We start from the raw sequence: 19,247 nt of genomic DNA, 5'->3' as shown, positions 1-19,247 counted from the left end.
CCATGTCATCCCGAAGCGCCATCCTGGCGCTCGGCCTGCTTGCCGCAGGTCCCGCCGCCGCGCATGTCTCGCTGGAGGTCCAGCAGGCGCCGGCCAATTCCACCTATCGCGCGGTCTTCCGCATCGCGCATGGCTGCGACGGCGCCGCCATGACCCGCTTCACCGTCCGCCTGCCCGATAGCGTGACCGAGGCGCGTCCCATGCCGAAGCCCGGTTGGACCCTGCGCACCACCGCCCGCGGCGCGGCGCCGGAGGGCCACGGCAACGTCCCGCCCCTGGCCGAGATCACCTGGGAGGGCGGGCGGCTCGACGACGCGCACTACGACGAATTCGTCATCCGCCTGCGCTTGCCCGACCGCCCCGGCGAGCTTTTCTACATTCCGGTCGTGCAGGACTGCGAAGGCGGGACGACGGCGGCCTGGGTCGAGATCCCCGAGCCAGGCGTCCGCGTCACGCAATACCGCTACCCCGCGCCGGCTCTCCGCCTGGCGCCGCGCAACTGAGGAGGCGAGAGATGGACCAGACCCGACGCGTGCTGCCGCTTGCCGCCGCCGCCGCCGCCGCCGCGGCGGCCCTGTCGAAGCCGGCCGCGGCCTGCGACCCCGACCTCATGGACGCGCACCTCACCGCCGTCTGCGACGGCGCGCTCGCGCCGGCCCGCGCCGCGCTGGAAGAGGCGCTGCAGCACGCGACGCCAGAGGAGCAGCTGGTGATGCAGCGCGCCCTGACCGTCGCGAACGCGACCTGCACCACGGGCGATCCCGTCGCCGGCGCGCGCATCGCGGCCGTGCTGGCGCGCATCGCCGGCCGGATCGAGGGCCGGGCGGGGCTCAAGCCCACCGACCTCGACGCCCTGGCCTGAGGTAGGACGCCATGACCGCGATCGCACGGCGCGCCGCCCTCGGCGCGCTGGCCGGCTTCGTCGTCCTCCCCGCCGCCGCGCAGCAGCCTGCGGTTCGGGTGGAGCAGCCCTGGACCCGCGCGGCCGGCGCGGGCGCCACCGGGGCGGGCTTCATGATCCTGCGCAACACCGCCGCGGTTCCGGACCGCCTGGTCTCGGCCCGCAGCCCGGCCGCCCGTGCGGTGGAGCTCCACACCAGCTACCGCGAGGGCGACGTGATGCGCATGCGCCCGGTCCAGGGCATCGACCTGCCCGCGGGCCAGGCGGTGACGCTGGCCCCCGGCGGCTTCCACCTCATGCTGGTCGGCCTGGCGGCGGCGACCCGCCAGGGCGAGCAGGTGCCGCTGACGCTCGTCTTCGAAAAGGCGGGCGAGGTGACGGTGCAGCTGCCCGTGCAGTCCGCCGGCGCGCGCGGGCCGGCGGCCGCCCACCAGCACTGAGGGCGCGCCTCACTCCGTAGCGGGCAGCGGCAGCTCGATCGAGCAGGCGAGCCCGCCATTCTCCCACGCCATGGCGAGCCGGCCGCCGAGCTGGCTGCGCACCACGCGCTCCAGCAGACGCGTCCCGAAGCCCCGGCGGTCGGGTTCGCCCCGAAGCTGCGGGCCGCCGCGTTCCTGCCAGTGCAGGAAGAGCGTCGGCTCGCCGCGCAGCGCCCAGCTCACGCTGACCCGCCCGCCCGGCACCGACAGCGCGCCATGCTTGACCGCATTGGTCGCGAGCTCGTGCAGCGCCATGGCCAGCGGCTGCACGAGCGGGGCCGGCAGGTGCAGCGCCGGACCGCGCAGCGTCGCCGCGCCCTTCTCCTCCGCGACGAAGGGCGCGAGCTCGGCTTCCAGCAGCGCGCGCAGATCCGCCCCGCGCCAGCGATCCTCGGCCAGCAGGGTCTGGGCGCGCGCCAGCGCGGCGATGCGGCCTTCCACGTCCTCGGCGAAGCGATGCGGATCGCTTTTCGGCGTCAGCCGCAGCGTGGCCTGCACGACCGTGAGCAGGTTCTTCGCGCGGTGGTCCACCTCCCGCGCCAGCAGCCGCACGCGGGCCTCGTTCGCCCGCGCCTCGGCGGTGCGTTCGGCCACCCGTGCCTCCAGCACGTCGTTCAGCGCGCCGAGCGCGATGGCCCGCCGCCGCTCCAGCAGCGCCAGGCCGAACAGCGCGAGGGCAAAGCAGGCGGCGAAGGCGCCGAGGATCGCCGTCCGCCGCCGCCAGGGCGCAAGCTCCGCCTCGACGGCCATGCCATGCGCGATCACCAGGTCGGGGAAGCGCGCGATGCCGCGAAAGGAGAAGACCCGCTCCCTCCCGTCCAGACGGGACACCCCGGTGGCGGTGCGGCGTTCGGTCCCGGCGGTGATGGCCTGCATCACCCAGCCCTCCGGTTCGAGCCGCGGCTGCTCCGCCCCCGGGTCGAAGGCGGGGCGGCGCGCCAGCACCGTGCCGTCGCGGCGCAGCAGCGTCACGGCGTCGCCGGGATCGGGCGCCGCCTGTTGCCAGGTCTCGACCAGCGAGGACAGGCGCAGCACCGCCGCCACGACCCCGTCGAACCGCCCGTCCGGCGTGTCGCGCCGGCGCGTGACGAGCAGGATGGGCGCGTCGTCCACACGGCTTCGCAGGGGACCGGCCACCAGGGGCGCGTTGCCCGGCGTGTCGCGGTGGTGGCGGAAATAGTCGCGGTCCGCGACCGAGATGGCGGCGGGCGTTGGCCGGTCGGAATCCAGCACCGGCCGGCCCGCCGCATCGATCACGACGATGCCGATCTCCCCGCCGGCCTCCCGCGCAAGCCGCGCGAGCCGCGCCTGCAGTTGCGGCGCCGCCCGGCGGATCGCCTCGGCATCCAGCCCGGCCAGATCGTCCGCCACCGCGCCGAGCGCGAGCGCCTGGAACTGGAACACCTTCTCGGCATGCGCATGCAGCGTGTCGAGGGTCGCAAGCAGGTCGCGCTTGGCGGCCTGCAGGGTCTGCCGCCGGTCCTGCACCGCGATGCCGGCGAAGAACAGCAGCGGCAGGACCAGCGAGGCGAACAGCAGCAGGTCGGCGGCGCGCCTGGCGCGGCGAGGCATGAAACGTCCTTGTTCCGCGTGGCACCGCGCGGCCGGGCCTCAGGAAAGTCCGACCCTGCACTACCCGCTATGCGGGCTGCAATAAGGTGAGACTTCACGTAATGGTTGTGGGATCGAGCCGGCGCCTTGCCACCGCGCCGGGCCGCCCCAAGCTCAGCGTCATGTCCTATCCCCAAGGCGCCGCGCCCCTGACCTTCGCCGACCGGCTCGCCCGCCCGGTGAAGCGCGTCATCGCCCGCGAGGTCGTCGCGATCTTCAATGATCCCGCGCGCGGCGAGCGCCCGGTCCGGCGCCGGCCGGACGGGCCCTTCGGGCCAGCCTCGGTCGCGTGGCGCGTGCATGGCGACGTGACCTCGATGATGGTCGGCGGTGTCGCGGCGCTCATGCTGCAGATGCTGCACCCGGCGGTGCTGGCCGGGGTGTGGGACCATTCGAGCTTCCGCCAGGACCTGAACGGCCGCCTGCGCCGCACCGCGCGCTTCATCGCGCTGACCACCTATGGTGCGGCGGAGGAGGCGGAGGCCGCGATCGCCCGGGTCCGCCGCATCCATGCCGCGGTCACGGGCACGCTGCCCGACGGCACGCCGTATCGCGCCGACGACCCGCGCCTGCTGGCCTGGGTGCATGTGACGGAGGTCACGAGCTTCCTCGATGCGTGGATCCGCTACGCCGAGCCCGCGATGCGGCTGGCCGACCAGGACCGCTACGTCGCGGAGATGGCGCGGGTCGGGGCGGCGCTCGGCGCCGATCCCGTGCCGCGCAGCCGCGGCGAGGCGCGGCGTCTGATCGCGGCCATGCGCCCCGAACTCCGCGTCGACCACCGCACGCGGGAGGTCGCGCGGATCCTCATGGCCCGCCCCGCGCCGCGGCCCTCGGCCGAGCCGATCCAGGCGCTGACGCTGCGCGCGGGGCTCGACCTGCTGCCGGGCTGGGCGCGGCGGATGCACGGCCTGCCGCCGGCGCTCGACGCGCCGCTGGTGCGCGCCGGCACGCTCGGCGTCGCGCGGACGCTGCGCTGGGTCTTCGGATAGCGGCGGCCGGTCAGGCCGGCTCGCTCTCCCGGTCCACCGGCACGCCCGACAGGTCGCGCGCGGTGCGGATGGTCGGCATGGTTTGCACCCGCAGCACATGTGCCGATTCCGTGAGGCGGGAGGTCAGCTCGTTCTCGTGCTGGGTGTCGCGGGCGACGAGGCGCAGCATGAAGTCGCCGCCGCCGCGGATCATGTGGCACTCCCGCACCTCGGGCCAGGTCGCGACCATCCGCTCGAAGGCGGACAGCACAGCTTCCTTCTGGGTCTCGAGGCCGACGAGCGCGAAGAAGGTGATCTGCCAGCCCAGCGACTGCGGATCGAGGTCGGCATGGTAGCCGCGGATGTAGCCCCGCTCCTCCAGCCGCCGCACGCGGCGCAGGCAGGGCGGCGCCGAGAGGCCGACCCGCTTCGCCAGTTCCACATTGGTCATCCTCCCATCCTCCTGCAGTTCGGACAGGATGTGCAGGTCGACCGAGTCGAGGTCCGCGTCGGCGCTCCGTCGCATGGTAAGGTCTACGTCCCCCGGCAAGACACGGACTCGTTTGCCCGAGCCCCAACGGGCTGAGCAAGGGTTCACACATGGTAAGGTGACCGTAAGGCTATCCGAATTGCGCGCGCCACGACAGGTTGAGGAAGCCGCGGGATCGGCCGATATGAAGGTGGCGAGATCCCCAGGAACGCGATTCCGTGCAGACCCGACGCACCAGGCTTCTGATCATCGGCGCCGGCCCCGCCGGCTACACCGCCGCGATTTATGCCGCCCGAGCTGGACTTGAGCCCTTGGTTGTTGCTGGGCTGCAGCCGGGCGGACAACTTACCATCACGACAGATGTAGAGAACTATCCGGGCTTCGCCGGGCCGATCCAGGGGCCATGGCTGATGGAGCAGATGCAGGCCCAGGCCGAGCATGTCGGCGCCGAGGTCGTTTCTGACGTGATCGTGAAGGTGGACCTGTCCCGCCGGCCGTTCAAAGCGACTGGAGACGGCGGGGATCTGTACCTCGCGGATTCGCTGGTGATCGCGACCGGCGCGCAGGCCCGCTGGCTCGGCGTGAAGGGCGAGAAGGAATTGTCGGGCTTCGGCGTCTCGGCCTGCGCGACCTGCGACGGCTTCTTCTACCGCGGCAAGACGGTCGCGGTGATCGGCGGCGGAAACAGCGCGACGGAGGAGGCGCTCTACCTCTCGAACCTCGCGAGCCACGTCACGCTCGTCCACCGTCGCGCCGAGCTGCGGTCGGAGAGGATCCTGCAGCAGCGGCTCTTCGCCAGGCCGAACGTGTCCTTCGTCTGGGACAGCCTGGTCGAGGAGATCCTGCCCGACGCCTCCGGCCGGGTGCCGGTCGCCCGAGGGCTCGCGTTGCGCAACCTTCGGACGGGCGAGATCTCGGAACTCGCCGTGCAGGGCGTCTTCGTCGCGATCGGGCACGACCCCGCGACCGCGCTCTTCAAGAGCCAGGTCGAGATGGACGCCGAGGGCTACATCGTCACGACCCCGGGCACGACGCGCACCTCGGTCGAGGGTGTCTTTGCCGCCGGCGACGTGCAGGACCGCATCTACCGCCAGGCCGTCACCGCCGCGGGCACGGGCTGCATGGCTGCGCTGGAGGCCGAGAAGTTCCTCGCTCACATGCCGGCGGAGGCGGCGGCCATCGAAGCCTGGGACTGAGGTCCGCGGGCCTGGCGGTGGCCGGGCCGCTGCCGAAACGCGGGCGCGGCGCGCATTGCGCTCTATCCACATGCGCCCACGTCATGGCACGCTGCCAGTCACGCAGGGCAGGGAGACTCCGTCGGGATGCCGCTGGACTGGGACAAGTTGCGCGTGTTCCACGCCGTGGCGGAAGCCGGGTCCTTCACCCATGCCGGCGAGACGCTGAACCTCAGTCAATCCGCCGTCTCCCGCCAGATCCAGGCGCTGGAGGAGGCGCTGGCGGTGCCGCTGTTCCATCGGCATGCGCGCGGCCTGATCCTGACCGAGCAGGGCGAGACGCTGAACCGCGCCGTGCGCGAGGTCTTCGCCAAGCTCGCGATGACGGAGGCGCTGCTCACCGAAAGCCGCGAGAAGCCGACCGGCCGGCTCAAGGTCACGACGACGACGGGCTTTGGCAGCAAATGGCTGGCGCCGCGGCTGCACCGCTTCCTGCAGATGCATCCCGACGTCACGCTGACCGTGCTGCTCGACGATGCCGATCTCGACCTCGCGATGCGGGAGGCCGATGTCGCGATCCGCATGCATCCGCCGCGGCAGCCCGACCTGATCCAGCGCAATCTCGGCAGCTTCTCCTGGCGGGTCTGCGGCGCGCCGGACTACCTGAAGAAGCACGGCATGCCCCAGCGTGCCGAGGATCTCGATGCGCACCGCATGATCGTCTACGGCGACTACCGCCCGCCCGTGGAATCCGTGAACTGGCTGGCCGAGGCGGGCCGCCGTCCCGGCCAGCCGCGCCGCGCGGTGCTGGAGATGAACTCTCTGCCCGGCATCCTGGAAGTCGTGCGCAGCGGTTTGGGTCTCGCCGCGCTGCCGGACTACATGGGCGATGAGCTCGACGGCCTAGTGCAGGTGCTGCCGGAGCTGAAGGCTCCGAAGATCGAGGCGTATTTCGTGTACCCCGAGGAGCTGCGTCATTCGAAGCGCGTGGCAGTGTTCCGCGACTTCCTGGTGGCGGAGCTGGCGGCGCCTGCGAGGCTTGCCGCGCAATGAGGCGAAGCGATGGCGGATGAACCGCCATCCATGTGCCTGCTGCATGGCCGCTGAACCGTTTTCGCGACTGCAGCATCGGGAAGCGCCGATTATGTTCTTGGTGTCCCGACGGTGACGCCGGGACAGGGCAGTCGGAGCACTTCTCCGGACCCCTTCGTCTCCCAGACGTGAAGCCTCCCTGTTTGACTTGGCCGCTGTCCCCCCGGGTCGGCGGCCTTTCTTTTTGGCCGGGGCGCAAGCGAGTTTGCGCAGGATGCGATCTCCGAAGGCAAGGGCGTGCAAGTCCCGCTGCGGCGCCGCGAAGGCCGTCAGCTGACCTCCGGAAACAGCGGCAACGCCACCGCATCCCGCCGCGCCCGTCGCGCCGGGGCGGCCTGCGCGCGCAGCCGCAGCAGCTCGTCCAGTAGCCGGTCCATGGTGCGCCAGAGCGGTTCGTCGCCCTGCCGCTCGGCCATCACCAGGCGATGCGCGGCCAGCGTCACGTTCAGCGTGCCGCGCGTCGTCTCCGGCCGGCGCGAGCGCATCTGCACCAGCGCCTTCTCGACCTCGGCCATCGGCGCGCCTAGCCGCTCAGCGATGTCCTCGGGGTCGGCGCCCTTGCGGCGCAGCGCGCGGGCCTTGGTCGCCTCCTCCGGCGTCAGCGCGATCGCCGGCCGCAGCGCGGCGGTGCGCCGCGACATCTCGCCGGAACCGGCGCCGGGCGGGCGGCCCTTGAAGGTCATGCACGCGATACGCGGGAAACCCCGCGCCGGTTTCACTCCGCCCTGAGGGCCGCCCCCGCGGCGATCGGCGCCATGGGCAACGCGACGGCCAGCAGCGCGCCGAGCAGCAGCAGGTAGGGCCGGGCCGGGAGGTCGGCGGCCGCCGCCTCGATCGCCGCCGCGCCGAAGATCACGGCGGGGATGGAGAGCGGCAGCACCAGCAGCGGCAGCAGCACGCCCCCGCGCCGCGCACCCAAGGTCAGCGCCGCGCCCGCCGTGCCGAAAAGCGAGAGCACAGCGGTAGCCAGCGCAAGTGACAGCACCGCCGCGCCCCACGCTTCGACCGGCAGGTTGAGCAGCGCGGCCGCGACCGGCGTCGCCGCCATCAGCGGCAGGCCCGTCGTCACCCAGTGCCCGGCCGCTTTCGCGATCGCCAGCGCCGAGGGCGGCAGGCCCGAGAGCAGTAGCTGGTCGAGCGACCCGTCCTCGGCCTCCGCCCCGAACAGGCGGTCCAGCGGCAGCAGCGCCGCCAGCAGCGCCGCGGCCAGCATCGCGCCGGGCGCCACCCGGGCCAGCGTCTCCGGCGCCGGGCCGATGCCGAAGGGGAATAGCGCGCAGACCAGGACGAAGAACAGCACGGCGGCGAGCGTGTCCGCGGGGTGGCGCAGCGCCAGCAGGACCTCGCGGCCGAAGACGGCGACGAAGGCCCTCACAGCCGCAACTCGCCGGCGTCAGGCAGGGGCAGGGGCAGGTGCGTTGCCGCCAGCACCATCCCGCCTCGCCCGCGATGCGCCGCCAGCAGTGCGCCGAGGCGTTCCACGCTCGCCGCATCGAGCCCGACCGTTGGCTCGTCCAGCAGCCAGAGCCCCGCTGGCGACAGCGCCAGCCGCGCCAGCGCCAGACGCCGCTTCTGGCCCGAGGACAGCACCCGCGCCGGCAAATCCGACAGTTCCGCGAGGCCCAGCGCCGCCAGGGCAGGGGCCACCTCGCCGCCCCAGAGCCTGGCGTAGAAGGCCAGGTTCTCGGCGGCCGTCAGCGACGGCTTCAGCGCATCTCCATGCCCGAGGTAGCGCAGCCGCCTGGCATGGCCGATGCGATCGGCGAGCGCGTCCTCCCCGTCCCAGAGCAGCCTTCCCTCGGCGGCCGGTATCAGCCCGGCCAGGACCCGCAGCAGCGACGACTTGCCTGCCCCGTTCGGCCCGGTCAGCAACAGGGCCCCACCTGCCTCAAGCCTGAAGGACAGGCCGGCGAAGACCGCCCTCTCCCCCCGCCAGCAGGCCAGTTCCTGCCCCTCCAGCATCCGCCCGGCCGCCCCCAACCTTCCGGCTGCCGGCCCTCTGGCCGGCTACCTGGGCTTGTGGTTTAAGCCGCATGCTGCGGGCGCGAAAGCGGCCGGGGCGATGTATCGCGCCAGGGTCGGCGGAAGGCACCCGGCAGTTCCGGGTCGCATCCGGCCGTGGCGCCAAACGCGACACGGGGATCCCGGACCATGCGCATGATCGGGCAGGACAGCCTGAAGACGCGCCGCACGCTCAATGTCGGCGGCAAGGAATACCATTACTTCAGCCTGCCCGAGGCGGCGAAGCAGATCGGCGACATCTCCCGCCTGCCCTTCGGCCTGAAGGTCCTGCTGGAGAACGTGCTGCGGTTCGAGGACGGGCGCAGCTACACCGTGGACGATGCCAAGGCGATCGCGGGCTGGCTGAAGGACGCGCGCTCCGACAAGGAGGTGCCGTTCCGCCCCGCCCGGATCCTGATGCAGGATTTCACGGGCGTCCCCGCGGTCGTGGACCTCGCGGCCATGCGCGACGGCATCACCCGGCTCGGCGGCGACCCGCGGAAGGTGAACCCGCTGGTCCCGGTGGACCTCGTCATCGACCACTCCGTCATGGTCGACGTGTCGGGCACCAAGGACGCGCTGCAGAAAAACGTGGACATCGAATTCGAGCGCAACGGCGAGCGCTACGAGTTCCTCCGCTGGGGCCAGTCGGCCTTCGCCAATTTCCGCGTCGTCCCGCCGGGCACCGGCATCTGCCACCAGGTGAACCTCGAATACCTCGCGCAGGTCGTCTGGACCTCGCAGGACGGGCCGGACGCCTACGCCTTCCCCGACAGCTGCTACGGCACCGACAGCCACACGACGATGGTCAACGGACTCGGCGTGCTGGGCTGGGGCGTCGGCGGGATCGAGGCCGAGGCCGCGATGCTCGGCCAGCCCATCGCGATGCTCATCCCCGATGTCATCGGCTTCAAGCTGCATGGCAGGCTGAAGGAGGGGGTGACGGCGACCGACCTCGTGCTGACCGTCACGCAGATGCTCCGCAAGAAGGGCGTGGTCGGCAAGTTCGTGGAGTTCTTCGGCCCGGGCCTGGACGAACTGCCGCTGGCGGACCGCGCGACCATCGGCAACATGGCGCCGGAATACGGCGCGACCTGCGGCCTGTTCCCCGTGGACAAGATCACGATGGACTACCTGCGCCTGTCGGGCCGCGACGAGCACCGCATGGCGCTGACCGAGGCCTACCTCAAGGCGCAGGGCATGTGGCGCGACGCCTCGACGCCCGACCCCGTCTTCACCGATACGCTGGAGCTCGACCTCTCGACCGTCGAGCCCTCCATGGCCGGCCCGAAGCGCCCGCAGGACCGCGTCGCGCTGACCAACATCGCGGCGAGCTTCGCCAAGGATCTCGCCGCCGGCACGATGGGCGTGCCCGGCGACCAGGCCGACCTCCGCGTGATCGTCGAGGGCGCGAACTACGACCTCGGCCATGGCGACGTGGTGATCGCGGCGATCACGAGCTGCACCAACACCTCGAACCCCTATGTTCTGGTCGCGGCCGGCCTGGTCGCGCAGAAGGCCAATGCCCGCGGCCTGAAGCCGAAGCCCTGGGTGAAGACCTCGCTCGCGCCGGGCTCGCAGGTCGTCACGGAATACCTGAACAAGTCGGGCCTGCAGAAGGACCTCGACGCGCTCGGCTTCCAGACCGTCGGCTATGGCTGCACGACCTGCATCGGCAATTCCGGCCCGCTGCCCGATCCCATTGTGGACGCGATCGAGAACAACAAGCTCGTCGTCGCCTCGGTCCTCTCGGGCAACCGCAACTTTGAGGGCCGCGTGCACCAGAACGTGCGCGCGAACTACCTGGCCTCGCCGCCGCTCGTGGTCGCCTATGCGCTGGCCGGCACGACGAAGCTGAACCTGACGACCGATCCGCTCGGCACCGGCAGCGACGGCAAGCCCGTCTACCTCAAGGATATCTGGCCGACGCAGAAGGAGGTGAACGACACCGTCCATGCGGTGCTCACCCGCCAGATGTTCCAGGGCCGCTACGGCGACGTCTTCAAGGGCCCGCAGCAATGGCAGGCGATCCGCGTGGATGCCGACAGCGACACCTATCGCTGGAACTCGGGCTCCACCTACGTCCAGAACCCGCCCTATTTCGAGGGCATGACGATGGACGTGAAGGCGATCGAGCCCGTGAAGGGCGCGCGCATCCTCGCCATCCTCGGTGATTCCATCACCACCGACCACATCTCGCCCGCGGGCTCGATCAAGAAGGCCTCGCCAGGCGGCGAATACCTGCTCGAGCACCAGGTGCGCCAGGCCGACTTCAACAGCTATGGCGCGCGCCGCGGCAACCACGAGGTGATGATGCGGGGCACCTTCGCCAACATCCGCATCCGCAACGAGATGGTGCCGGGCGTCGAGGGCGGGATGTCGAAGCACTATCCCTCGGGCGAGCAGGGCCCGATCTACGATGTCGCCATGCGCTACAAGAAGGACGGCGTGCCGCTGGTGGTGTTCGGCGGCAAGGAATACGGCACGGGCTCCTCGCGCGACTGGGCGGCGAAAGGCACCTTCCTGCTCGGCGTGAAGGCCGTGATCACCGAGAGCTTCGAGCGCATCCACCGCAGCAACCTCGTCGGCATGGGCGTGCTGCCGCTGGTCTTCCGCGAGGGCGAGGACCGCAGGACGCTCGGCCTGAAGGGCGACGAGGTCATCGACCTCCTCGGCATCGAGGAGCTGAAGCCGCGCATGACCGTGGAGATGGTGATCCACCGCGCCGACGGCTCGACCCACCGCACGGGGCTGATCTGCCGCGTCGATACGGCGGACGAGGTCGAGTACTACCGCAACGGCGGGATCCTGCACTACGTGTTGAGGGGCATGGCCAAGGCGGCCTGACGCCGGCCGGAGCGGCGCGGTCCGGGCCGGACCGCGCCCGTCCGCCGTCTCGCTCGCGGGCGGCGAACTCCGTGCCGATCTTCGCGCCTGTTGGTTCGTCGTGCTTGCGAAGGCACGGTCGCCATGCGCGAAGCGCGGCGAGCCTGTCCACCTCGCAACCGCGGCGGCGCCCCGGCCGTTCCGCCGGGATGCGCATCGCCGTCGTCCTCAACGCCTCGGCCGGTTCCCTGCTCGGCCGCCACGAGGCGGAGGAGGAGGTGGCACGGCACCTCGCGGCCGCCGGCCTCGACGCCATCCTCGTCCCCGACCACCCCGAGGGCCTCTGCGCGCGGCTCGACGACGCGATCGCGCATGGCGCCGATGCCGTGGTGGTCGGCGGCGGCGACGGCACCATCGCGGCAGCCGCGGCGCGGATGATGCACACGCAGACCGCCCTCGGCATCCTGCCCCTCGGCACGATGAACATGCTGGCCAAGGACCTCGGCATCCCGCTCGCGCTCGAGGCGGCGGCGGAGGCGCTGGCGCATGGCGAGATCCGCGCGATCGACGTCGCCGAGGTGAACGGCCACGCCTATCTCTGCAACTCCGTCATCGGCTCGCCCTCCTGGCTCGGCCGCCACCGCGAGAGGCACCGTGGCAAGGCGTCGCTCCGCACGCGGCTCGCCTTCGCGCTGGCGGGTCTGCGCGCCTTCTGGCGGCACCGGCCGCTCAGGCTGCAGGTCGAGCTCGATGGCGGGCGCGCCGTCAGGCTCTGGACCCGCGCGCTGTCGGTCGCGAACAACCGCTTCGCCGAAGGCTTCGGCCTGGTGATGGCGCGGCCGCGGCTCGATGGCGGGGAACTCGCGGTCTATGTCGCGCGGCGCTACGGGCTGTGGTGGTGGGTGCGGCTCTTCGCGGGCATGTTCCTCGGCACCTGGCGAGGATCGCGCCTGGTGCATGAACGCGCGGCGCGGAGCGTCGTCATACGCTCGCCCCGGCGTGGGCTCCGGGTGATGAGCGACGGGGAGGCGCGCATCCTCTCGCCGCCGCTGACCTACCGCATGCACCCGCGCGCGCTGCGCGTGATCGTGCCGAAGGCGTGACGCGCATCGCGCATCTGACCGACCTGCATTTCGGCGCCGAGGACCTGGCCGTCGTCGCCGCGCTGGTCGAGGACGTCGCGGCGGCCGCGCCCGACCTCGTCGCGGTCTCCGGCGACCTCACGCAGCGCGCGCGGCATGGCGAGTTCCACGCCGCGGTCCAGTTCCTCCGCGCGCTCGGCGCGCCCGTGCTCGCCGTGCCGGGCAACCACGACGTGACGCCCTTCGACCTCTTCGAGCGCTTCGCCGATCCCTGGCATCGCTGGCGCCGCCATGTCGGGAAGGAGACGGAGCCGGTCTGGATGGACGACGAGGTCGCAGTGATCGGGCTGAACACCGCGCGCCGCGGCGGGCTCTACCTCAACTGGGCGCGCGGCGTCGTCGGGCGTGCCAGGCTCGCCAGGCTGGAGGCGCGGCTGGCCGCCATCCCGCCGCATCTCTTCCGCATCGTCGTCGCGCACCATCCCTTCGCCGCGCCGGCACTGAACCCCGCCGCACGGCTGGTCGGCGGGGCGGCGCCGGCGCTCGCCGCCTTCGCGCGGCACGATGTCCGCATGGTGCTCAGCGGCCACCTGCACCTGCCCGATGTCGCGCCGGTGGCCGGCGCGCGCATGATGCTGGTGCAGGGCGCGACGGCGACGTCGCATCGGCTGCGTGGCGCGCCGAATGCCTGGCACCTCGTCACGGTGGAGCAGGCCGAAGCGCGCGTGATCTCGCGCCGATGGGACGGCGTGCGATGGATCAGCGCCTGAGCGCGCGACCGAGCGCCAGCGTCGCCGGCACGGAAAGCGCGCAGAGCAGCGCCATGAACCAGAACCCGCCCCCGCCATAGGCCGCGAAGAGCGGCCCGCACAGCAGTGTCAGCACCCCCATCGACAGCCCCGATCCCAGCGAGGCATGCAGCGCCTGCGCCGTGCCGGCCTGCGTCCCCGGCACGATGCGCCCCAGCACCATCATCGTGGCGAGGTGCTGCGCGCCGAAGGTGCCGGCATGCAGGACCTGCAGCGGGAACAGCACCCACGGATCCGTCGTCACCGCCGTGATGCCCCAGCGCAGAACCCCGCTCAGCCCCGCGATCAACGAAAGCCGGGCCGGCCCCAGCCGCTCCACCAGGCGCCGCCCCCACATGAAGAGCGCGATCTCCGCGATCACGCCCACCGCCCAGAGCGCGCCGATCGTCCCCGCCCCGATGCCCGCGGCCTGCCAGGTCAGCGTGCCGAAGGCGTAGTAGAAGGCATGCGCGCCCTGCGTCAGCGCCGAGACCAGGATCAGCCAGCGCAGCGGCGGGATCGACAGCGGCTGCAGGAACCCCGCCAATCCCCGTGGGCCCGCGGCGGCGGCCGCCACCTTAGGCAGCAGCGCCGCCGCGCCGGCCGAGGCCAGCAGCCCCGCGGCCATCAGCGGCACCACCACATCCGTCCCGAGCCAGCCCGCCGCCTGCCCCGCGAGCAGCGAGCCGAGGATGAAGGTGACGGACCCCGCCGCCCGCGCCCGCCCGTAGTCGAAGCGGTACTCGCGGATGGCCGCGAGCGTCATCGAATCCGCCAGCGGCATCACCGGCGCCATGGCGGAACTCAGCACGGCATGCACCGCCAGCATCGCCAGGAACCCCGCGCCGACCAGGAAGCCAAGGCAGGCGAGCGCAGAGATCGCCGCGCAGGCCACCAGCACCGCCCTCGGCGCCGCCAGCGCATCCGCCACCCGCCCGCCAGCCGGCCCGGCCAGCAGCCGCACCGCCGACCCCGCCGACAGCACCACCGCGACCTCGGTCGGATCCAGCCCCCGCGCGGCCAGCACGGCCGGCAGGAACGGCAGCATCACGCCGAAGGCGAAGAACTGCGTGGCGTAGAGCAGGGCGTGGCGCTGCGCGGGATTCACCATCCGAAACTGCCCCGGCGCCAGCGGCACGCCAACCCGTCACCTCCCCCGAGGTTGCCAAGGGCGGCTTGCCGTGCGACGGGTTCCGGCCCCCCTGGGATCACTGCCGACTTACACGATGTCAGACCGCCAGATGTTCCCCGCCCGGGTGCGGGCCGTGCTCGGCCCCACCAACACCGGCAAGACGCATCTCGCCATCACGCGCCTGCTGGCCCATGCCTCCGGCATCATCGGATTCCCGCTGCGCCTGCTCGCGCGCGAGAACTACGACCGCATGGTCGCGGCAAAAGGCGAGAAGCACGTTGCGCTCATCACGGGCGAGGAAAAGATCGTCCCGCCCGAGGCGAAGTGGTTCGCCTGCACGGTGGAGGCCATGCCGCTCGACCGCCGCGCGGAGTTCGTCGCGGTGGATGAGATCCAGCTCTGCGCCGATGCCGATCGCGGCCACATCTTCACCGACCGCCTGCTGCATGCGCGCGGCCTGGTCGAGACGATGTTCCTCGGCGCCGAGACGATCCGCCCGCTGCTGCACCGCCTGGTCCCGCAGGCCGAGATTGAGACGCGCCCGCGCCTGTCGCAACTCACCCATGCCGGCCAGCAGAAGCTGACCCGCCTGCCGCCGCGCAGCGCCATCGTCGCCTTCAGCGCGACCGAGGTCTATGCAATCGCCGAAGCCGTGCGCCGCCGCCGCGGCGGCTGCGCCGTGGTGATGGGCCGCCTGTCGCCCCGCACGCGCAACGCGCAGGTGGCGCTCTATCAGAACCGCGAAGTGGACTTCCTGGTCGCCACCGATGCGATCGGCATGGGCCTCAACATGGACGTGGATCATGTCGCCTTCGCCTCGCTGCAGAAGTTCGACGGCCACCAGATCCGCGCGCTGACCGCCCAGGAAGCCGCGCAGATCGCGGGCCGCGCGGGCCGCGGCATGCGCGACGGCACCTTCGGCGAGACCGCGGAATGCCCGGCCCTGCCCGACGAGATCGCCAAGCAGATCGAGAACCACGATTTCGAGCCGCTGTCCCAGCTCGCCTGGCGGAACAGCGACCTCGACTTCGCCAGCGTGGATGCACTGCTCGACAGCCTGGCCGCGCCGCCGCCGATGGGCGGGCTGGCCAAGGGCAACGACGCGGTGGACCACGTCACGCTGCATGCCCTGGCCCGGGAGGCGGAGATCCGCGAGCTCGCCCAGGGGCGCGCCCGCGTGCGCCTGCTCTGGGAGGCCTGCCAGGTCCCGGACTTCCGCAAGATCGCCGACGACAGCCACATGCGGCTCTGCGGCAGGATCTTCGGCCACCTCGCGAAAGACGGCCGCCTGCCGACGGATTGGATCGCGAGCTCGATCGCCGGCCTCGACAACATCGAGGGCGACCTCGATACGCTGATGGCCCGGCTCGCGAACATCCGGGTCTGGTCCTATGTCGCCGCCCGCGCCGACTGGGTCGCCGACGCCGCGACCTACCAGGCGGAGGCGCGCAAGGCGGAGGACAACGTCTCCGACGCGCTGCACGAGAAGCTGATTACCCGCTTCGTGGACCGCCGCGCCGCGCATCTGATCCGGCGCCTCGACGAGGACGACGCCAACCTGCTCTCGGCCGTCACGCGCCAGGGCGAGGTCGTGGTCGAGGGCCACACGGTCGGCCGCGTGAAGGGCTTCCACTTCGAGCCCGACCCCGCAGCGACCGAGGCCGAGGAGAAGCGCCTGGTCCTGCGCGCCGCCCGGCGCGCCCTGCGGGAGGAGATGCCGCGGCGGCTGGCCTCGCTCGAGGTCGCGAAGGACGAGGTCTTTTCGCTGACGCCGCAGCACCGCGTCATGTGGGACGGCGCCGAGGTCGCAAGGCTGCGCCCGGGGCCGGAGCCGCTGAAGCCCCATGTGGACCCCGTCGCCACCGAGTTCCTGGACAACGCGCAGCGCGAACGCGTGCGCGCCCGCATCGTCGCCTGGCTCGAGGCCATGGTGAAGCGCGACCTTGGCGTGCTGCTGGCGATCGAGGCCAAGGCGGCCGAGGACAACACGCTGCGCGGCCCGGCCTTCCGCCTGCGCGAGGGGATGGGCCTGGTGCCCGGCGCGACGGAGCGCGACGTGCCGGCCGAGCTCCGCACGCGGCTCAAGGCGATCGGTATCCGCGCGGGGCGCTATGCGCTCTACGTGCCGGATGTGCTGAAGCCGCGTGCGATGGGGCTGCGCGCGCAGTTCTGGGCGCTGCGCCACCACCTGCCCACACCCTCGCTCCCCAATCCCGGCCTGGTGTCGGTCACCCTGCCGGAGATCCCGCAGCCGCCACCCGAGGACACGCAGGCCCCGCGCCCGCCCGAGAGCTGGCCGCCGCAATTCGCCGCCGCGATGGGCTGGCTGCAGGCGGGCCATGTCCTGCTGCGGCTCGACGTGGTGGAGCGGGTGGCCGGCGAGCTCGGCTTCCTGACCCGCCGGGCGCCGGCGCCGGTGCCGGACGGGCTGGCCTCGCGGCTGGGGCTCAAGGGCGACACCCTGTCCATCGTGCTGGAGGCCATGGGCTTCAGGCTGATCCCGGCCGAGACGCTGGCGGACGACCAGTTCGGCCCGCCGGCGCCGGCCCGGATCGGCGTGTTGCGCGTCGAACGGCCGCAGCGCCCGCCGCGGCAGGAACGGCCGCCTCAGGCGCGGCAGGACCGACCGGCGCAGCCGCGGCAGGAGCAGGGGGATCGCGGCCCGCGTTGGGATCCCGCGACGATGTTCGGGCCGCCCATCCCGCGCGAGCTCCGCGCGCCGCGCCCCGACCGCGGCCCGCGCCGCGATCCCCGCCGTGACGGGCCGCGCCCCGACCGCCCGCGCCAGGACGGCCCGCGTCCGGACGCGCCGAGGCCGGAGGGCGCGCCGGTGGAAGGCGCCGCGCCCCAGCGGGAGCCCCGGCCGGACCGCCCGCGCGACCAGCGTGGCGACCGCCCGCGCCCCGAGGGACCGCGCCGCGACGACCGCGGGCCGCGTCCCGACCGGCCGCGCTTCGACGGCCCGCGGCGCGATCGCGACGACCGCGGCCCGCGCGAATACGCCTCCGGCCCCAAGCCGGATTCGCCCTTCGCGGTGCTGGCGCAGCTGAAGCTCAAGAAGGACTGAGGTGGAGGCCGAGGCGGGACCTGGCTGGCAGCGTCTCGACCTCTGGCTCTGGTGCGCGCGGCTGGCCAAGACGCGGTCGGAATGCGCCCGCCTCGTCGCCGGCGGCGCGGTGCGGCTGAACCGCCAGCCCACGGACAAGGCGCATGCAAGGCTTCGCGCGGGCGACGTGCTGACGCTCGCGGTGCAGGGGCGCGTGCGGGTGTGGCGCGTGCTGGAACTCGCGTCGCGCCGCGGGCCGGCGGCGGAGGCGCGTCTTCTCTACGAGGACCTGTCGGAGGAGAAGTCGTAGCGTTGCCGGCGGGCGGCTTGCCTTGTGCTGCGCGACAGTCCAATCCTCTGCCCGCCGGGACGGGATTTCGCCGCCCCGTCCGCTGGAGGCTGCGGTGACCTACGTCGTCGTCGAGAACTGCATCAAGTGCAAGTACATGGACTGCGTCGAAGTCTGTCCCGTGGACTGCTTCTACGTCGGCGAGAACATGCTGGTGATCCACCCCGACGAGTGCATCGACTGCGGCGTCTGCGAACCCGAATGCCCCGCCGAGGCGATCCTGCCCGACAGCGACGACAAGGCGACGGCCTGGGTCGAGTTGAACCGGACCTACGCCACGCAATGGCCGAACATCACCCGCAAGGGCGAGGCGCCGGCCGATGCGGATGAGTGGAAGGACAAGCCGGGCAAGCAGGCGTTGTTCAGCCCCGAGCCGGGCAAGCCCTGAACCGGGCAATCTTTCGCTGCTGTAAGCTTCCTGGGCCGGTATCGGTCCGGGGATGGTCAGCCCTGCCGTTTTGCATTATCTTTTCAACGGGATCGGGAACGAGGCCGGGCTCCGGGCGCTGCCAGGAGGGGTCTTTCCGTCCGTCCGGAGGCGTCCTGAGACGCCGTTCCGCTGGGCGGGCGGACACGATCGCTGCGACAAGGGCCGGGGTCGCGGGAGCCCGGAGCGCTGACGAGCGGGTAGCGTGATGAAGGCAACCGCCGAGGTGAAGAAGCGCCTGGCCGCCAAAGCCAAGGCGAAGCCCTCGAGGCCAGCGAAGCCGGCGGCGAAGGCCGTAGCGGCCAAGCCCGCATCGAAGGCCGCGAGGAAGCCGGTCGCCAAGGCCGCGCCCGCCGCGCGGCGCGTCGCCGTCAAGGCGGCGCGGCCGGTTGCTGCCAAGGCGGCGCGCCCGGGGACAAAACGCGCGGCGGCGAAGCCCGCCCCCAAGGCGAAGCCGAAGGCGGCCGCCAAGGCCGCGGCCAAGCCAGCCGTGAAGAAGGCGGCGCCCAAGGCCGCAAAGAAGGCCGCGCCGAAGAAGCCCGCCTCCGCCAGGGCGGCGCCGCCGACGGCCGCGAGGAAGCCGGCCGCCAGGGTCGCGCCGAAGGCCCCGACCCGGGCCGCTTCGAAACCCGCCGTCAGGCCGGCGCCGAAACCCGCCGCGAAGCCCGCGGCGAAAGCGGCCCCGAAGCCCGTGCCGAAGAAGGCGCCGCCGCCGAAGCCCGCCGCCCCGCCACCAGCCGCAAAGCCCGCCCCAGCCTCCGCTCCGGTCCGGGCCGCGCCCGCGAAGGCCCCGCTGCCCGACCCGAAGCCGGTCCAGGTCGCGTCCCCCAGGCCCGCCCCGGCGCCGCCAACGGCTCCCGCCGCACCGCCGGCCCCG

The 19,247-nt window shown here is 72.5% G+C and carries 18 protein-coding genes and 1 pseudogene; 12 read left to right on the top strand and 7 right to left on the bottom strand.

Annotation, left to right across the window (positions count from 1 at the left end; all coding sequences use genetic code 11):
- Positions 1 to 2: 2 nt before the first annotated feature.
- The 3 genes from ACLF3M_RS20120 to ACLF3M_RS20110 are packed head-to-tail and all read left to right on the top strand — an operon-like array spanning position 3 to position 1,341.
- A complete protein-coding gene (locus ACLF3M_RS20120) occupies positions 3 to 503 on the top strand; it encodes a YcnI family protein (protein WP_430658763.1) in 501 nt (166 codons plus the stop codon).
- A gap of 11 nt (positions 504 to 514) precedes the next feature.
- The gene (locus tag ACLF3M_RS20115; protein WP_430658762.1) at positions 515 to 862 is read left to right on the top strand and encodes a hypothetical protein; all 348 of its coding nucleotides are present in this window, start codon (positions 515 to 517) and stop codon (positions 860 to 862) included.
- 11 nt (positions 863 to 873) lie between these two features.
- Positions 874 to 1,341: a copper chaperone PCu(A)C gene (locus tag ACLF3M_RS20110; protein WP_430658761.1), complete on the top strand. Its 468-nt coding sequence runs from the start codon at positions 874 to 876 to the stop codon at positions 1,339 to 1,341.
- A 9-nt stretch (positions 1,342 to 1,350) separates the two neighbouring features.
- On the opposite strand, the gene ACLF3M_RS20105 is transcribed toward ACLF3M_RS20110, so the two are convergent.
- The gene (locus ACLF3M_RS20105; protein WP_430658760.1) at positions 1,351 to 2,952 is read right to left on the bottom strand and encodes an HWE histidine kinase domain-containing protein; all 1,602 of its coding nucleotides are present in this window, start codon (positions 2,950 to 2,952) and stop codon (positions 1,351 to 1,353) included.
- 161 nt (positions 2,953 to 3,113) lie between these two features.
- Between ACLF3M_RS20105 and ACLF3M_RS20100 the strand changes: the two genes are divergently transcribed.
- Positions 3,114 to 3,983, top strand: coding sequence for an oxygenase MpaB family protein (locus tag ACLF3M_RS20100; RefSeq protein ID WP_430658759.1), 870 nt, complete (start codon positions 3,114 to 3,116; stop codon positions 3,981 to 3,983).
- Between the two features lie 10 nt (positions 3,984 to 3,993).
- Here ACLF3M_RS20100 and ACLF3M_RS20095 read toward each other — a convergent pair whose 3' ends face one another.
- On the bottom strand, positions 3,994 to 4,488 hold the full coding sequence (locus ACLF3M_RS20095; RefSeq protein WP_430658758.1) for an Lrp/AsnC family transcriptional regulator: 495 nt from the start codon (positions 4,486 to 4,488) through the stop codon (positions 3,994 to 3,996).
- A gap of 182 nt (positions 4,489 to 4,670) precedes the next feature.
- Between ACLF3M_RS20095 and trxB the strand changes: the two genes are divergently transcribed.
- Together trxB and ACLF3M_RS20085 are read left to right on the top strand one after the other, a co-directional pair.
- On the top strand, positions 4,671 to 5,648 hold the full coding sequence (trxB, locus tag ACLF3M_RS20090; RefSeq protein WP_430658757.1) for a thioredoxin-disulfide reductase: 978 nt from the start codon (positions 4,671 to 4,673) through the stop codon (positions 5,646 to 5,648).
- 126 nt (positions 5,649 to 5,774) lie between these two features.
- The gene (locus ACLF3M_RS20085) at positions 5,775 to 6,680 is read left to right on the top strand and encodes a LysR family transcriptional regulator (protein ID WP_430658756.1); all 906 of its coding nucleotides are present in this window, start codon (positions 5,775 to 5,777) and stop codon (positions 6,678 to 6,680) included.
- 308 nt (positions 6,681 to 6,988) lie between these two features.
- Here the strand turns inward: ACLF3M_RS20085 and ACLF3M_RS20080 are convergent, their stop codons facing one another.
- From ACLF3M_RS20080 to ccmA, 3 genes are read right to left on the bottom strand one after another with little or no spacing between them, the layout of a single operon-like run.
- A complete protein-coding gene (locus ACLF3M_RS20080; RefSeq protein WP_430658755.1) occupies positions 6,989 to 7,402 on the bottom strand; it encodes a hypothetical protein in 414 nt (137 codons plus the stop codon).
- A 32-nt stretch (positions 7,403 to 7,434) separates the two neighbouring features.
- Positions 7,435 to 8,094 (bottom strand): heme exporter protein CcmB, encoded by a 660-nt coding sequence (gene ccmB, locus ACLF3M_RS20075; RefSeq protein ID WP_430658754.1) that lies wholly within the window; start codon positions 8,092 to 8,094, stop codon positions 7,435 to 7,437.
- Positions 8,091 to 8,681 carry a heme ABC exporter ATP-binding protein CcmA gene (ccmA, locus tag ACLF3M_RS20070; RefSeq protein ID WP_430658753.1) on the bottom strand — a complete coding sequence of 197 codons (591 nt, stop codon included), beginning with the start codon at positions 8,679 to 8,681 and terminating at the stop codon, positions 8,091 to 8,093. Before ccmA ends, ccmB begins: the two co-directional genes overlap by 4 nt.
- A 189-nt stretch (positions 8,682 to 8,870) precedes the next feature.
- Between ccmA and acnA the strand changes: the two genes are divergently transcribed.
- From acnA to ACLF3M_RS20055, 3 genes are all read left to right on the top strand, one after another.
- Positions 8,871 to 11,567: an aconitate hydratase AcnA gene (gene acnA, locus ACLF3M_RS20065; RefSeq protein ID WP_430658752.1), complete on the top strand. Its 2,697-nt coding sequence runs from the start codon at positions 8,871 to 8,873 to the stop codon at positions 11,565 to 11,567.
- Between the two features lie 188 nt (positions 11,568 to 11,755).
- Positions 11,756 to 12,649 carry a diacylglycerol/lipid kinase family protein gene (locus ACLF3M_RS20060; protein ID WP_430658751.1) on the top strand — a complete coding sequence of 298 codons (894 nt, stop codon included), beginning with the start codon at positions 11,756 to 11,758 and terminating at the stop codon, positions 12,647 to 12,649.
- Positions 12,646 to 13,398 carry a metallophosphoesterase family protein gene (locus ACLF3M_RS20055; protein ID WP_430658750.1) on the top strand — a complete coding sequence of 251 codons (753 nt, stop codon included), beginning with the start codon at positions 12,646 to 12,648 and terminating at the stop codon, positions 13,396 to 13,398. Before ACLF3M_RS20060 ends, ACLF3M_RS20055 begins: the two co-directional genes overlap by 4 nt.
- Here ACLF3M_RS20055 and ACLF3M_RS20050 read toward each other — a convergent pair.
- Positions 13,388 to 14,554, bottom strand: coding sequence for an MFS transporter (locus tag ACLF3M_RS20050; protein ID WP_430658749.1), 1,167 nt, complete (start codon positions 14,552 to 14,554; stop codon positions 13,388 to 13,390). The two genes, ACLF3M_RS20055 and ACLF3M_RS20050, sit on opposite strands and share 11 nt — an antisense overlap.
- Before the next feature lie 88 nt (positions 14,555 to 14,642).
- Between ACLF3M_RS20050 and ACLF3M_RS20045 the strand changes: the two genes are divergently transcribed.
- The 3 genes from ACLF3M_RS20045 (at position 14,643) to fdxA (ending at position 18,331) form a co-directional block, all read left to right on the top strand.
- Positions 14,643 to 17,615 carry a helicase-related protein gene (locus tag ACLF3M_RS20045; protein ID WP_430658748.1) on the top strand — a complete coding sequence of 991 codons (2,973 nt, stop codon included), beginning with the start codon at positions 14,643 to 14,645 and terminating at the stop codon, positions 17,613 to 17,615.
- A 1-nt stretch (position 17,616) separates the two neighbouring features.
- Positions 17,617 to 17,904 carry an RNA-binding S4 domain-containing protein gene (locus ACLF3M_RS20040; RefSeq protein ID WP_430658747.1) on the top strand — a complete coding sequence of 96 codons (288 nt, stop codon included), beginning with the start codon at positions 17,617 to 17,619 and terminating at the stop codon, positions 17,902 to 17,904.
- Between the two features lie 94 nt (positions 17,905 to 17,998).
- A complete protein-coding gene (gene fdxA, locus ACLF3M_RS20035; protein WP_430658746.1) occupies positions 17,999 to 18,331 on the top strand; it encodes a ferredoxin FdxA in 333 nt (110 codons plus the stop codon).
- A gap of 75 nt (positions 18,332 to 18,406) precedes the next feature.
- Here the strand turns inward: fdxA and ACLF3M_RS20030 are convergent.
- A pseudogene (locus ACLF3M_RS20030) lies at positions 18,407 to 19,247 on the bottom strand (hypothetical protein); the annotation flags it as partial.

Source organism: Falsiroseomonas sp. HW251 (genome assembly GCF_050563545.1).
Taxonomy (GTDB): domain Bacteria; phylum Pseudomonadota; class Alphaproteobacteria; order Acetobacterales; family Acetobacteraceae; genus Falsiroseomonas.
Note: the sequence above shows the minus strand (reverse complement) of the source record. Positions and strands in the feature narration are given on the sequence as shown.